Below are 13,275 nucleotides of genomic sequence, written 5' to 3'. Positions count from 1 at the left end.
GGAACGCGCTGCCGCGCCGCCACCACCGCCTCCTCCGCCAGCCCCCGCGCCTTCCAGCGCCGATCAGAATCTCGCCGAGATGGCGCAGCGGCTGGAAGCCGCCCTGCGGCGGCCGGCCGAACCAGTGGCACCGCCGGTTGCGCCGGAAACGCCGCCCGCCGGCCCCCGTAATTCTCGCAGCGAACCTCCCGCCCCCACACCTCCTGCGCCCGCGCCGCAGAAGAGCGGCTTCGAAAATCTCGAAGACGAGATGGCGTCCCTGCTAGGCCGGCCGAAGAACCCTTCGTGAGGCCGGCGACTTCTCCGCGTAGAGTTTTATTTTTCTTAATCCTGACCGCCGCCGGATCGCTCGCCGATCCGGCGCTGGCGCAGGATATCAGCATCAATCTCGGCCAGGGCGGCGGCGGCGTCACCGAGCGCGCGATCCAGTTGATTGCGCTGTTGACGGTGCTGTCGATCGCGCCATCGATCCTGATCATGATGACGTCGTTCACGCGGATCGTCGTCGTGCTGTCGCTGCTGCGCACCGCGCTCGGTACTGCGACCGCCCCGCCCAACTCCGTGATCATTGCGCTCGCGATGTTCCTGACCGCCTTCGTGATGGGCCCCGTCCTGCAGCGGTCCTATGACGACGGCATCAAGCCGCTGGTCGCCAACCAGATCGGGGTCGAGGAAGCGCTGCAAAAGGCCTCGGTGCCGCTGCGCGGCTTCATGCAGAAGAACGTTCGAGAAAAGGATCTGAAGCTGTTCGTCGACCTCTCCGGCGAGCCGCCCCCGGCAACGCCGGAAGACCTGTCGCTGCGGATTCTGGTCCCGGCCTTCATGATCTCCGAACTGAAGCGTGCCTTCGAGATCGGCTTCCTGCTGTTCCTCCCCTTCCTGATCATCGATCTCGTGGTTGCATCCGTCCTGATGTCGATGGGTATGATGATGCTGCCACCGGTCGTGGTGTCTTTGCCGTTTAAGTTAATCTTTTTCGTGCTGGTGGACGGCTGGACGCTGGTCGCCGGCAGCCTTGTACAGAGCTACGGCGCTACCTGACGGGCGAATTCCGCCGGTTCCACAACCGAATAGGTCAATATTCATTACGTATTTACAGCGGAGTTTCCCAGCGAATTTAAGCTGAGATTAGTTCCTTCGTGCACAATGGATGCCAGGGAAAAGACATACAAACGCATCACCGGGTCAGACGATGGCAGGCCAGCCTATCGGCGAGATGGACGTCGAATACGCCACGACGATTGCCGACCGTGCTATTCGGTTGATGTCGCAGCAATCCGTCCCTGCCACCCCATCGAATTTCGCTGTCTGGTTCGAGTATTCGCTCGGCAGCTCGCTGGCGCTGCGAAAGACCATCGACATCCTGATCGCGGGCAAGCGCAAGTTCGACGCCGCGACCAACCACGAGCTCTATATTACCTATGTGGCGCCGCAGTCCGCGGCCGACCCGCTGGGTGACCTGCCCGAACAGTTGAGCGGCCTGATCGCCACCGCCCAGCAATTCCTCAACACTGCCGTTACCGACAACCAGACCCACATCAAGGCGCTCGGCGAGGTGTCTTCCGAAGCCGCCGCCAGCAGCGATCCCCGGACGATCATTTCGAAGCTGGTTGACGAATTGTCAAAGGCGACGGCGCGGGCCGCCACGCTGGAAGCGAACTTCGCCGCCACGTCCGAGGAGCTCGACAGCATCCGCGACTCCCTAAAGGCAGCCGAGCAGCGCTCCAACACCGATGCGTTGACCGGGCTGGCCAACCGGCACTCGATGGATGAATTTCTCCGCCTCGCCCAGATCGCTGCGATGGAAAAGGACGAGGCGCTCAGCGTCTTCCTGATCGACATCGATCACTTCAAGAAATTCAACGACGATTACGGCCATCAGGTCGGCGATCAGGTGCTTCGGCTGGTGGCCAAGGTGCTGCAGGAAGGTGTTCGCGAAGTCGATCTGGCGGCCCGCTACGGCGGCGAGGAATTGATCGCGGTTTTGCCGGGCGCCGATCTCGAGGCTTGTACGTCCGTCGCCGAGCGCATTCGCCGGCGCATCGCCGAAGCGAAGTTGACCCGCCGCGCAACCGGCAAGGAGATCGGCAGCATCACGGTGTCGATCGGCGTGTCGCAATTCCGTCTCGCCGAATCGGCGGACGCCATGATCGAGCGCTGCGACCGCGGGCTGTATCAAGCCAAGCGGCTCGGCCGCAATCGCACGGTGACGGAAACCGAACTCGAGCCCGAGGCCGGCGCGGCCTAGCGCTGCAATCGCCTGCGAAGAAAAGCCGCAATGCCTCCCGTTGCGGAACTAATGCCGCATTCCCGGCTTATCGTAGACACCCTACAGCCGGGAGTGTTTTCATGAAAATCGCAGGGATGATTATGGCTGCCACCGCGGCCCTCAGCATCGTCGGTACGGCGGCTCTTGCCCAGCAGCAGCGGACCGGAATGGTGACGAGAATAGATCGGATCAGCGGCACGATCACGATCAGGGATATGCCTGATGGCACCACCGGCGCGAATGCCGGCGCCGCGAGCGAAGAATTCAAGATCCAGGATGGCGCGCGGCTGAACGTGCTGCACGCCGGCGACAGGGTCACTTTCGCCGTGAGCGACACGGCGGGCACCAAGACCATCACCAAGATCGACAAGGCGGACGCCGTCACGAAGATCGACAAGAAGTGAGGCAATCCCGAAGCGGCAACCCGCTTCGTGATGTGTCGCTTCGAATAGAAAACCGCGAGGCCCGGAGCGCCCTGAGCAAGCTGTCGTTTCTTCGAAACGCCGTCTTGCTTAGGGAGCCCGGGCCTCGTTATCTGCGCTAGCCGGATGACCGCTCGAGCGAAGCGCGAATTTCAGCGGCCGCCTCGTCGCAATATTCGTTCAGCTTCTGGAATTGTTGCTGCAGCGCCCTGAGTTTTACCGCCCGTTTCGCGGGCCCTTCCCGATCAATATTGAACCTGTTGGCCGGCGACGGGCGGGACGCCGCAGCGTCCACGGCGGAAAGCGCCGATCGTATCAGTGTGTCCTGACCGCTGGGGGAAGAAGACATGTCTGCACGCCTCACAAATTGAAGTCCGGCCGGATCAGGTCCGGTGGAATTTTCCGTGTGGTCGCGCGCTGGTGCTCCGATTTTGCTCCCTGCAGTGTGTTGTTTGGATGCCCGGTCGGGGTCGATTTAGTGGCAAAAGATGGACGCTCCCGCCGCGAACGCGCCGCCATCCTCGTATTCTTACGGACTCCGATTTCCACGATTAAGATGCAATCAGAAGCCAGATTCATCGAAGCGTTTATTTGTTGCTCAGCGATTCGTTCATATGTCCGTACCGCATTCAGAAACCTGTGTGCCGCCGCGCTGCGAAGCGTGCGGGATAGGTACGGTTCGGATCGGAAAGCTGCCCAGGATCGGACTGCGTCCGCTCGTCTACGTATACAAGTGCGATTCCTGCAACCAGATCACCTCGGTCGAGCCGGAGCGGAAGGAAGAAACGCTTCGCAGCCGCTCGGGCTCGATGCGGCGGCCGCGGCGCTAGTCAATAGATCCGCAAAAACGCGGCCTCCCCACACGCCGGACCGGGTTTCTTCCCGGCCATGCCGCATGTAAAGCTTCGGCCAAACTTCGCGTAAAGAAGAGGCAGGAGCATGTCCGAGGGTTTCATTGACGAACTGCACAACGCGCTCGGCAAGGGCGCGGTGCTGTCAGGCAGCGATATCGACGCGCGCTATCATCACGACATCGGCGGCAATCCGGCGCCGAAGCCGCGCGCGGTCGTGCGCCCGAGAACGACGGAAGACGTCTCCGTGCTGCTGCGGCTCTGTCACCGCGAAGGCGTGCCGGTCACGACGCAGGGCGGCATGACCGGGCTGGTGCGCGCCACACTGCCGAATGCGGACGAGATCGTGCTGTCGATGGAGCGCATGAACAACGTGGAAGAAGTCGATGTCTCCGCCGGCGTCGCCATCGCGCAGGCCGGCACGCCGCTGCAGAAGCTGCAGGAGCGGGTCGAGCAGGACGGGTTGATGTTTCCGCTCGATCTCGGCGCGCGCGGCAGTTGTACCATCGGCGGCAACATCTCGACCAATGCCGGCGGCAACCGCGTCATCCGCTACGGCATGACGCGTGACTTGATCCTCGGCCTCGAAGTCGTCACCGCCGACGGCACCGTGCTCAGGGGCCTGCGCAAATACATCAAGAACAACACCGGCATCGACTTGAAGCAGCTCTTCATCGGCAGCGAAGGAATCCTCGGCGTCGTGACGCGCGCCGCGCTGCGCGTCTTTCCGGCGCCGGCGGAGCGGCAGGTGGCGCTGTGCGCCCTGCCCTCGTTCGGACAGGTCATGGCATTCCTGAAGCTGGCGCAGCAACGCCTCGGGGGCGAATTGACCGCTTTCGAGGCGATGTGGAATGCCTACTACCGCCAGACCGTCGAGCGCGTGAAGGGGGTGGCCGGACCGCTGCCGACCAACCATCCATTCTACGTTCTACTGGAGGCTTCCGGCAGCGACGCGGAGCGCATCCATGCTGACCTTGAGCAATTGCTCGAGACAGCGATGGGCGACGATCTGATCCTCGACGCCACGCTCTCGACGTCGAATGCATCCGCCGCCGCGATCTGGCGGATCCGCGATTCCAGCGTCGAGCTTGGCCGCAGCTTTCCATTCGCGGCAAGGATGGGATTCGATATCAGTGTGGCGATCGACAGGATGGAGGAATATGCGGATACGCTCGATGCACGAGTCAAAGCGATCGATCCGCAAGCCTTCACCATCGTGATGGGACACGTCGGCGACGGCAATTTGCATCCCAGCGTGTATCACGAACATACGCCTGACAAGCACGATGAGTTCGAGAAGCTGGTCTACGACCTCACGGGCGAATTCGGCGGCTCGATCTCGGCCGAACACGGCATCGGCATCTCAAGGCGGCCCTACCTGAAAATGAGTCGCACCGAGGAGGAAATCGAAACCATGCGCGCGCTGAAGCGCGCGCTCGATCCGAAGAACATTCTCAACCCGGGGCGAATTTTTACGGTGTGACGGCGATCTGGAATGGTCGAGTTGTGAACGTTCGCAACTCCCTACTACTCCCTGAAATCATACTGCTTGCAGAGGTGGTCGCCGATCTGAACCAGCATGGCGACGCATTCGGGATAGCCGGGCTTGGCGATCGTGGCCTCGTCGGCCTTGGCGCGGAACTCCCAGCTATCGCCGTCGCGGATGACAGAGATCTCAATGCCGTCCGGGCAATCGACATGGACCTTCAACTCGGCTCGCGCCATCGCAATGAGTTCGGCTTCGGTTTTGGCGGGCTTGCTCATCGTGAAGGCGTCCTCCGGCGGGTTGCTTGCCCGCAGGGTGACGCTTTGGCGCGCATCTGTCGAGGGGAGACGCAAGCAGGCGGTAGGACACACGGACGCAGTTGCTGCCTTGCGGCCGTTGTCGCGTCGAACAAAGCCCGGCGCGTTATTGCGCCGCGCTTGCCGGCCGCGCTTCGGCGATGACCCGCAGCGAAGCGGCCTGATCCAGGGCCGACTCCGAGCCGGTCGCGATCGGGTCCGTAAGCGATGGCGGCATTTTTTGAACGTGCTTGGTGAAGATCCTGATGACCTGTCCCCTCACGCACGGACCTTTGTCGAAGAGCTCGGATGCCAGCCCCTCGACGGCGTCGCGCAACGACAGGAACTGCGCCTGCCGTGCCATGCTCTCGGTCCCCTTGACGCCACCGAGGATGTCCATCGCAGCGTCGCTGATCTGGCACTCGACCGTATCCGCGTCGTGCAGCATGGTGAACCTGAACGCCAGGCGTTCGTTGTCGTGTCCTATAATTCGGTCCCGGGTCAGTGGCATCGGACGGCCAGTTCGTGACGGCTAGCTGGAGATGATTGCAGAAAGCGCCGGAACGGCGCGGACATCTTCCCTAATGCGTCAACTGGTCAAAAATTGGCCGAACCTGCGGCCAAATCCGCTACTTCGACTGCTTCGTCAGATCGATCCGCCTCACCCCGGCGATCGCCGGCAAGGCGCCGGTATGGACCGGCTCATTCCTTGACATATCCGGCGACAGCGGCGCGCGCGCGGTGGCGTCCGGGAAGCGATTCTTCATCTCGCGGATGAAGCCGTCGAGCGTGTCGACGCTGGCTGCCATCTTGGCGATCAGCGAGAATTCGGCGCTGTTGGACCCGGCTGGCTTGCTCGCGGTGTCGAACGCGGATTTGTCGGCCTCGCCGGTCATCAGCGGCGCATATTTCTCGCGGAAACGGGCAAGGCCGATTGCGTCCTCGGCCAGCGCATAGCCGACCACGGCACGGATGATGTCGCTCCTCTCGGCGGCGTTCAGCGGTCTGAAATCGCGCCAACGGTCCGCGTAATACAGTTCGATCTGTTCGGACGCTTCCCGCCACTGCCGCGACGCCCAATAGATGTCCGAGCGCAGACGGATCGCTTCGCGGCCACTGATGTTGGAGATGATGTCGAGCGCGAGGTCGTGGCGCCCGACATCGCTTTGCGCACGCGCCTCGAGAAGGAGGCGCTGCTGCCGCAATTCGCCGGAGAGATCGGAGATTCGTGTCAGGCGCAGCGCCGTGATCGCCCGATCCGGCTTGCGATTCATCAGGTAGACCATGGCAAGGCGCGCCGCCACCTGCGCCCGTGCGGCGCCCTCCAGGCGTTTGTCGACCTGGTACTGCAGCAGCTCCGCGGCCTGGTCGAGCAGATCGATGGAGGCGAGCCGGTCCGCCAGCCGCCGGATCATTTCGTCGCCGCGCCGGCCGATCGGCGTCAATTCGCGATACTCATAGAACATCGCGAGGGCATCGACCGGCTTCATGTCGTCGCCCTTCTGGCCGAGATAGATTTCGGTGAACAGCCCGGACGCAACATCCTGGCTCTGCCGCGACAGTTCGGAGTTCGGCTGCAGCCTGGTTGCGGTCTTGGCGGCGGCGAGCGCCTCGGTATAACGTCCGTTTTCCGAGTAGAGCTGGGTCAGCCTGTTCAACGCCTTCAGCTCGATCGCGTCGCCGCGCCAGATGACCGACAAAATCTCCAGCTCGCGCGTCAACTCGGCCTGGCCGAGTTCGCCGCGCCGGTGCCGCAGCAGGGCCTGCAGCAGCCGCGCCTCCGCCGACGCCTGCCGGTCGTTGGACTGCGCCGCAAACCTGTAGGCGTCGAGCGCGTCCTTGTCGTGTCCCAGCGCCTCCGCCAGACGCCCGCGCAGCACGGCGATCTCGGGCTTCATCTCGGTGGGAATACCGATCACCTCGAGTTCGCTGCGCCGCCGCGAGGCCCCGCCATAATCCTTCACCTCGAGGGAAGCCCGCATCGCGTCCGCGGTAACGATGCGCTGCAGTTCCAGCGGCAGCGCGGCAATCGAGAATTCGGCGTTCTTGAACTTCTCGCGCGCATCAGCCCATTTTTCCTGGCGGGCGAACGCGAACCCTTTCCACAATTGGGAATCGTAGCCGTTGCCGATCGCCGGACTGGCAAGATCCTTGAGCGCGCGCTCGGGATGGCCGATCAGGATGCTGGCGACCGCATGCACCATCATCACGGCAGCATCTTCATTACCCTGATTGGTGTCGGAGAGGATGAGGTTGGTCACCCCTCTCGCTTCCTGATACATGCCGCGCGACATGTAGAAATTGGCAAGCTCGAGCCGGGCTTCCGCCTTTTGTTCAGGTCCCGCGGCGGCAGCCGCCTTGATCAGCGCATCCAGCCGCGGCAGGAATTTCTCTTCCCGGTTCTTGCGCCATTCAGCGGCGTCGAACAGCGGCCGCACCGCCGCGGTGGCGCGTTCGGCGGCGACGTCGGCAGACGACAGCGTCAATCCGCCGGGCCGGCCGAGCATCACCTTGTCGGCGCCGACCTCGGCGCTGATATCGTCGGAGTTCGGGTGCACCACCACGCCATGCACGGATTCCAGGAGCGACAGCTCGACGAAATCCTGCCGCTTGATCAGGCCGCGGGTCGGCGGCGGCGCGGTCACGACCAGCAGCGTGTCGCCGGCGTCGGGATCGACCAGCCGGTGCATCGCGCCAGGATTGGCCAGTGGCACGGTGACGGTGGCGAGCGCGGGATCGGTGATGTTGCGCAGCACCGTCAGCGGCAGCGGCGGCGTCTGGCCGCGGTCGGCGAAGATCAGCGTCCACTCGGCACCGTTGGCGCGGCCTTCGCTTTCGAGCGAAGGAATCTGCGGCCGGTTGAGCCGGATACGGATCGCCTGCCCCTTGTCCAGCGGCAGCCGAACCACGTCGCCGATGATGGCGCCGCCCTTGGCGCGGATCGGTTCGATATCGACCGGCTTGGTCTGATCGAACACCAGCCACACCGTATCGGCACGGCGGAACAGCGCCGCCGGGGTCGGCGCGGCAAAGGAGAACGTCACGCGAAGGCCGTCGCTGTCGCGCCTCGCCTCGACGATGGGGGTCTTGTCCTTGGCACCGCTTTCGGGTGGCGGACCGGCGGCCGCTGCCTTCGCCGGCGGCTCCGCAAGAGGTGGCGCCTGCCTGGGTGCGGCGGGTTTCGGCGCTTCCGCAGTGGCCTGGACCTGCTCGGGCTGCGCTACTTTCGCAGCTTCGACCGGTGGCAATGGCTTTTCCGGTGCGGTCGCCATTTTTTCGGGCGCGGGAGTGGCGTTTCCACTGGCCGGCGGCACCTTGTCGACGGCCGGCATTGCCGCCTCCGCCGGGGGCGCGTCGCTGGCTTGCGCGGGCTTGATCTCGATCTTGGCCTGGTCGGCAATCACCTCCGAGGTAGCAGGCGGAATCTCCGCCGGCTGCGGCGGCGTTTCCTTCAAAGCCTTGTCGCGGGACATCCGCGCGGCAGGCCCGGGCTTGGCCGGCGGCGCGACCGGCTTCGCTGCAGCCTGCGGCTCCGCGGAGGCGGCCTTTTCCGGCTGCTGGAAGCCGACATCGATCACGTAGTTCTTTTCCTCGCGGAAGGAATGCACGTCGACTTCGCCGATCAGCACGATGTCGACTGCGGAAGAGTCGACATCGGCCCGCTGATTGATCGAGGCGATGTTCGGCGGCGCCGCCACCTTCGCATCCGCCAGGTCGAAATTGAGCACGCTGTTGAACTGCAGCGTCAGCTTCTGCTCGTTCAGCACCGACGAGACGTTGACGCCATCGGGCATCTCGAACACGAAGCGGACGAAGGTCGGCTGCACCGAGGCGCGGACACGCACCGGCGGCCTCTTCTTCGCGGCCGCTACCGCCATCTGCGCACGTAGCGCGCGCTCGGCAGCCCGCGCCCGCTCCGCCAGTTCGCGCACGACCGCAGCAGGAAGCGCGGGCGGCGGACCGGTCCAGCTATCGGGCAGGAAGTCGATGAAAATCCGCTCACCCGCCGTCATCGTATTGACGGTCGCCCGCCGCGCCAGCGACAGCCGGATCGCCGTACCGTCGGGATCGCGCCGCGCCGAGCCGACATAATCGGGCACGGCGTCCGACAATTTATCGACGGGAATGTCCACCGGGCGCCTGAAGCGGATGATGATGATCGAACCCGCGGTGGAAACGTCGGATTCGACGTCTTCCGCCAGCCTCAACACCAGCCGTGCGAAGCCGCCTGCGGAGGTGAACGTCGCCTCCCCCCGGACGGGATCGTCGGCCCGGCAGGCTTGCGAGAACGTCAAACCGGCGAATAACAAAGCAACAGCAATGGGCTGGCCGAGATAATTAAGGCAACGCTGCGCCGCCCGCGCCAATGCGCGGCCCGGCGATCCAGTTTCAGCGGCAGCCCTTCGCCCCATCCAGAAGATCTCATGCCTCAATGAATTCAGCGGCGAAGTGCTTTCGCCCGCACGTTTGAATCTTGGAGTGGGCGGCTTAAGGCTTTGTTAACGTCAACTTATTGATTTCGTTGAAGCGGCGGTGGGGCGCCGGGGCGAGCAATCACACTATTGCGGGATGGCGCGGAATCCGGCCTCTGCTCGCGTCTTGGTAAGCATCACAGACCTTAAGGGATGCGGCTATCGCCACGTCGCCGTCCCGCGCCATGATCTGGATCATTAATCTCACGACGGATGGAACTAACATCAGCCATCCCGTCTTAGGGAAACAATGGACCCGGGATGCGGGGCCGGCAGTCAAACCAACGCTTCCCGGGTCGCCAAACCTGCCTCAGGCAGTCAATTCGGAGTGCGTGAAATGGCAACCCAGATCGTGATGGATCGTACTGGCGACACCCGGCATACATTCGACATCCATGATCGCGCGGAAGTCGAAAAGGCCGAGCGGCGGTTCAGGGATTTGACCGGCGCAGGCTTTACGGCAGCCGTACGATCGGGGCCCGGCGAGCAACGGGTGATCCGCTCCTTCGATCCGACGGCGGAGGAAACGCTGTTTTATCCGCGTCTCGTTGGCGGCTGACGGCCGTGACCCAGCAGATCGCGCTTGCGATATGCTCGTTCGTCCTCGCTTTGCTCGGCACGGCGCTGCTTTCGGCGCTTTCGCTGGTGGTGGCGCGATCCGGTTCCGGCAGCAAGACGTTCCGCTTCGAAACCGAGGCGAGAGCCCTCACGCTCCTGAAGGAGTGGCTCTCGCCGAAGCAGCGTGCCTCCTATGAGCGATTCCGATATTTCGACGTCATCGGCAGCCAAACCGGGACGCGATATCGGATCCATCATGGCACGCAGACGAACATCGAGGAACTGAGCGAGACCGGTCACCACGTCTGCAAATGGTGCTTCGTTCCGGATGGCGATCTCGTCGCGGGCGATGTCATGCTGGCGCAGAAGATCGCCCTTGAAACCAACGAGCGTGGCGCACTCTCGGTGGCGCACCGCTCGTTCGTCTCTTCGGGGCCGCGCAGATTCTGACCGAAGGTAGCGCCGATGCGCTTTGCCGGATCGCCGGCATCGCGCATCAGTTGGATTTTTGCGGCAGGATCTTGCCTTCGATTTTCGGCAGCTCGGCCGTGGAGGTGGATTTATCGGTGCCGGCGCGGCGGGCCAGTTCGACCGTCAGCCGCTCGGCCGCTTCCGGCTGCATCAAGCCCAGAATGTCCGACATCTTCCGCGGCGCGATCTGGGAAGCGATTTCGTAGAGCACGGACATCTCCAGCCGGTCGAACACCTTGGCGGCGTCCTTCGGCTTCATGCCCTCATACATGGTGATGATGCCCTTGAAGCGGGCGGCGTCCTGTTCGGACTTTTGTCCGCTCGCGGTCGTGATCCGCGCCTCGGTGGCCTTCGCCTCCTCGACGCGGCCCTCGATGCGCTTCTCGGCGGACTTCAACAGGCTTTCGCGAATCTCGATTTCACGCGCGCGCTGCTCCAGTTCCTGCCGCCGCGCCTGCAGCCGTTCCAGGATGGCGCGCTCCGACGCCGACACCGATTGCGGGTTCTGGTCGGGAAACACCACGACGCCGTCGTGCTTCGGCGCCTCGGTAGCCGGCGCGGCCGGCTTCGGCGCCTCTTCCTTCTTGACCGAACCGGTGATGTCGGCGGTATCAGGCCTGGAGCCGCCGGGAAAACCTAGATTGTCCTGCGCCCAGGAGCGCTTGGCAGGCTGGCTGATCTGATAATCGAACACGTATCCGCCATCGATCACGAGGCCGGCGACCTTCAGCACTGCAAGGCCGAAGATCGCGACCAGCACGACCGGAATGACACGGATATCGCGAAACGATTTCATGCGGCGAGGCCACTCGCCCTTCGGCGCTCGGAGAATGCTTCAGCCGCCGCGGCAACCGCCTTGGCGCTGGAGACCTTGGGCTGTGCTGCGGGTTCGGCCTCCTGCGAGGGTCGCGCCGCAATCGCGATCTTGGACAGTCGGCGAATGACGCCATCGCCTTCGGCGAGCATGTTCTTCAGATGCCCCGCCATCTGCGTTGCCGCGGTGAGCTGGCTGCCGAGATTCTCATTGACGTCGCGCACGGTGTGCTTGAGGCCGCCGATCGCCCGCTCGGCGATTTCGGTCGCAGTGATCAGCTCGGCGATCGTGGCCTTCAGCGAATGCTCGTCCGCCTTCAGCCGCTTCAGCCGCTTGTTGAGCAGCATGCAGTAGGCAATCGTGAGCACCAGCAGCACCGCCACCAGACTCTCGATTACAATGCCAAGGGAATGACTCATTGTGCCTCCATCAACTTGGTTTGCTCGTCGGCCTTCTCGAACATCGCGAAGGTGGTATTGGGTTTGCGCAACTGCTTGGTGACGCGGATGGCGACGCGGTCGCCGACCCGGCCCATCCGTCCTTCGGTCAAAAGGACATTGCCGCAGCGGACCTGCACGAGCGCTTCAGGACGCATTTCCAGCGGCAGCGTGTCGCCGACCTTCAGCTTCATCAGCTGCTTGAGCGGAATGTCGGCTTCGTAGAGCACGGCATCGACCGATATCTCGGCCTGCGCCACCTCGGTCGCGAAGTGTCCTTCCCAGATCGGATCGCGGCCGAACTTTTCGCCCATGAACATCTGGAGCAGAACCGGGCGGATCGGCTCGATGGTGGCGTACGGCAGCAGCAGTTCGACAATCCCGCCGCGGTCTTCCATGTCGATGCGCAGGCGCACCAGGATCGCGGCGTTGGCGGGACGGCTGATCGCGGCAAAGCGCGGATTGGTTTCCAGCCGGTCGATCGAGAACGTCACCGGCGACAGCGGGCGGAACGCCTGCTCGGCATCTGCGAGAATGACTTCGACCAGCCGCTTGACCAGGTTGGTTTCAATCGTGGTGTAGGGCCGGCCCTCGATGCGCAGCGAGGTCTGGCCACGGCGGCCGCCGAGCAGCACGTCGATGATCGAATAGATCAGGCTGGAATCGACCGTCGCCAGGCCAAAATTTTCCCATTCCTCGGCCTTGAACACGCTGAGCACGGCCGGCAGCGGAATTGAATTCATGTAGTCGCCGAAGCGGACCGAAGTAATGCGGTCGAGCGAGACTTCGACATTGTCGGAGGTGAAGTTGCGCAGGCTCGTGGTCATCAGCCGCACCAGGCGGTCGAACACGATTTCGAGCATCGGCAGACGCTCGTAGGACACCATCGCGGAATCGATGATGGCGCGAATGCCGGAATGGTCGTCGAGATTGACGTCGCCGACGGTAAAGCCGAGCAGATTGTCGATCTCTTCCTGCGACAGAACCCGCTCGCCGGAATTCTTGTTGCCGAATTCGCGGCCACCATCCTCGACCATGGCCGCCCATTGCAGCGCCATGCTTTCGGAGAGTTCATTGGCGGCAGCTTCTTCGGCCGCCGCCGTGGGGTCCTCGGAATCCAGCGACGCTTCCCATTGCGCGGCAATGGCGTCCTGGTCCATCTGGTCTTGGTTGCCGGCCATGATGCTAGATCCGTCCCA

General features: G+C 63.5%; 13 protein-coding genes and 1 pseudogene. 7 read left to right on the top strand and 7 right to left on the bottom strand.

The genetic code is table 11. The features are described from left to right. The 4 genes and pseudogenes from CQ12_RS45810 to CQ12_RS38225 all read left to right on the top strand — a co-directional run. Positions 1-289: pseudogene (locus tag CQ12_RS45810) on the top strand (flagellar biosynthetic protein FliO); the annotation flags it as partial. Continuing rightward, positions 286-1,041 (top strand): flagellar type III secretion system pore protein FliP, encoded by a 756-nt coding sequence (gene fliP, locus CQ12_RS38235; protein WP_057840389.1) that lies wholly within the window; start codon positions 286-288, stop codon positions 1,039-1,041. The pseudogene CQ12_RS45810 and the gene fliP, both read left to right, overlap by 4 nt. 223 nt (positions 1,042-1,264) lie before the next feature. Then, the gene (locus tag CQ12_RS38230) at positions 1,265-2,248 is read left to right on the top strand and encodes a GGDEF domain-containing protein (RefSeq protein WP_057840393.1); all 984 of its coding nucleotides are present in this window, start codon (positions 1,265-1,267) and stop codon (positions 2,246-2,248) included. A gap of 101 nt (positions 2,249-2,349) precedes the next feature. Further along, positions 2,350-2,673 (top strand): copper-binding protein, encoded by a 324-nt coding sequence (locus CQ12_RS38225; RefSeq protein ID WP_057840388.1) that lies wholly within the window; start codon positions 2,350-2,352, stop codon positions 2,671-2,673. 136 nt (positions 2,674-2,809) lie between these two features. On the opposite strand, the gene CQ12_RS38220 is transcribed toward CQ12_RS38225, so the two are convergent. Further along, the gene (locus tag CQ12_RS38220; protein WP_057840387.1) at positions 2,810-3,040 is read right to left on the bottom strand and encodes a PIN domain-containing protein; all 231 of its coding nucleotides are present in this window, start codon (positions 3,038-3,040) and stop codon (positions 2,810-2,812) included. Positions 3,041-3,630: 590 nt separating this feature from the next. Between CQ12_RS38220 and CQ12_RS38210 the strand changes: the two genes are divergently transcribed. Next, positions 3,631-5,025 carry an FAD-binding oxidoreductase gene (locus CQ12_RS38210; protein ID WP_057840385.1) on the top strand — a complete coding sequence of 465 codons (1,395 nt, stop codon included), beginning with the start codon at positions 3,631-3,633 and terminating at the stop codon, positions 5,023-5,025. A 44-nt stretch (positions 5,026-5,069) separates the two neighbouring features. On the opposite strand, the gene CQ12_RS38205 is transcribed toward CQ12_RS38210, so the two are convergent. From CQ12_RS38205 to CQ12_RS38195, 3 genes are all read right to left on the bottom strand, one after another. Continuing rightward, positions 5,070-5,306: a hypothetical protein gene (locus tag CQ12_RS38205; protein WP_057840392.1), complete on the bottom strand. Its 237-nt coding sequence runs from the start codon at positions 5,304-5,306 to the stop codon at positions 5,070-5,072. Positions 5,307-5,451: 145 nt separating this feature from the next. Further along, entirely contained in the window at positions 5,452-5,835 is a 384-nt protein-coding gene (locus CQ12_RS38200) for a DUF1488 family protein (RefSeq protein ID WP_083519664.1), read from the bottom strand. A 118-nt stretch (positions 5,836-5,953) separates the two neighbouring features. After that, positions 5,954-9,736, bottom strand: a complete 3,783-nt coding sequence (locus CQ12_RS38195; protein ID WP_057840384.1) for a hypothetical protein — start codon at positions 9,734-9,736, stop codon at positions 5,954-5,956. Positions 9,737-10,133: 397 nt separating this feature from the next. Between CQ12_RS38195 and CQ12_RS38190 the strand changes: the two genes are divergently transcribed. Both CQ12_RS38190 and CQ12_RS38185 read left to right on the top strand, forming a co-directional pair. Next, entirely contained in the window at positions 10,134-10,355 is a 222-nt protein-coding gene (locus CQ12_RS38190; protein ID WP_057840383.1) for a hypothetical protein, read from the top strand. 83 nt (positions 10,356-10,438) lie between these two features. Continuing rightward, entirely contained in the window at positions 10,439-10,804 is a 366-nt protein-coding gene (locus CQ12_RS38185) for a hypothetical protein (protein WP_057840391.1), read from the top strand. Between the two features lie 46 nt (positions 10,805-10,850). Here the strand turns inward: CQ12_RS38185 and CQ12_RS38180 are convergent, their stop codons facing one another. Genes CQ12_RS38180 through fliM form a run of 3 tightly spaced genes read right to left on the bottom strand, consistent with a single transcriptional unit; the run spans position 10,851 to position 13,257 of the window. Beyond that, a complete protein-coding gene (locus tag CQ12_RS38180) occupies positions 10,851-11,621 on the bottom strand; it encodes a MotE family protein (protein ID WP_057840382.1) in 771 nt (256 codons plus the stop codon). Then, the gene (locus CQ12_RS38175; protein ID WP_057840381.1) at positions 11,618-12,058 is read right to left on the bottom strand and encodes a DUF6468 domain-containing protein; all 441 of its coding nucleotides are present in this window, start codon (positions 12,056-12,058) and stop codon (positions 11,618-11,620) included. The genes CQ12_RS38180 and CQ12_RS38175 overlap by 4 nt, the downstream gene beginning before the upstream one ends. Further along, complete coding sequence (gene fliM, locus CQ12_RS38170; RefSeq protein WP_057840380.1) at positions 12,055-13,257, bottom strand: flagellar motor switch protein FliM; 1,203 nt, start codon at positions 13,255-13,257, stop codon at positions 12,055-12,057. Before fliM ends, CQ12_RS38175 begins: the two co-directional genes overlap by 4 nt. Positions 13,258-13,275 lie beyond the last annotated feature (18 nt).

The organism is Bradyrhizobium jicamae (assembly GCF_001440395.1).
In the GTDB taxonomy this organism is placed as follows: domain Bacteria; phylum Pseudomonadota; class Alphaproteobacteria; order Rhizobiales; family Xanthobacteraceae; genus Bradyrhizobium; species Bradyrhizobium jicamae.
Note: the sequence above shows the minus strand (reverse complement) of the source record. Positions and strands in the feature narration are given on the sequence as shown.

What these genes read in the sequence shown, in the direction of transcription:
- CQ12_RS38230 (WP_057840393.1), top strand. Translation starts at nt 1,265, where the DNA reads ATGTCGCAGCAATCCGTCCCTGCCACCCCATCGAATTTCGCTGTCTGG.
- CQ12_RS38225 (WP_057840388.1), top strand. Translation starts at nt 2,350, where the DNA reads ATGAAAATCGCAGGGATGATTATGGCTGCCACCGCGGCCCTCAGCATC.
- CQ12_RS38220 (WP_057840387.1), bottom strand. Translation starts at nt 3,040, where the DNA reads ATGTCTTCTTCCCCCAGCGGTCAGGACACACTGATACGATCGGCGCTT.
- CQ12_RS38210 (WP_057840385.1), top strand. Translation starts at nt 3,631, where the DNA reads ATGTCCGAGGGTTTCATTGACGAACTGCACAACGCGCTCGGCAAGGGC.
- CQ12_RS38205 (WP_057840392.1), bottom strand. Translation starts at nt 5,306, where the DNA reads ATGAGCAAGCCCGCCAAAACCGAAGCCGAACTCATTGCGATGGCGCGA.
- CQ12_RS38200 (WP_083519664.1), bottom strand. Translation starts at nt 5,835, where the DNA reads ATGCCACTGACCCGGGACCGAATTATAGGACACGACAACGAACGCCTG.
- CQ12_RS38195 (WP_057840384.1), bottom strand. Translation starts at nt 9,736, where the DNA reads ATGGGGCGAAGGGCTGCCGCTGAAACTGGATCGCCGGGCCGCGCATTG.
- CQ12_RS38190 (WP_057840383.1), top strand. Translation starts at nt 10,134, where the DNA reads ATGGCAACCCAGATCGTGATGGATCGTACTGGCGACACCCGGCATACA.
- CQ12_RS38180 (WP_057840382.1), bottom strand. Translation starts at nt 11,621, where the DNA reads ATGAAATCGTTTCGCGATATCCGTGTCATTCCGGTCGTGCTGGTCGCG.
- CQ12_RS38175 (WP_057840381.1), bottom strand. Translation starts at nt 12,058, where the DNA reads ATGAGTCATTCCCTTGGCATTGTAATCGAGAGTCTGGTGGCGGTGCTG.
- fliM (WP_057840380.1), bottom strand. Translation starts at nt 13,257, where the DNA reads ATGGCCGGCAACCAAGACCAGATGGACCAGGACGCCATTGCCGCGCAA.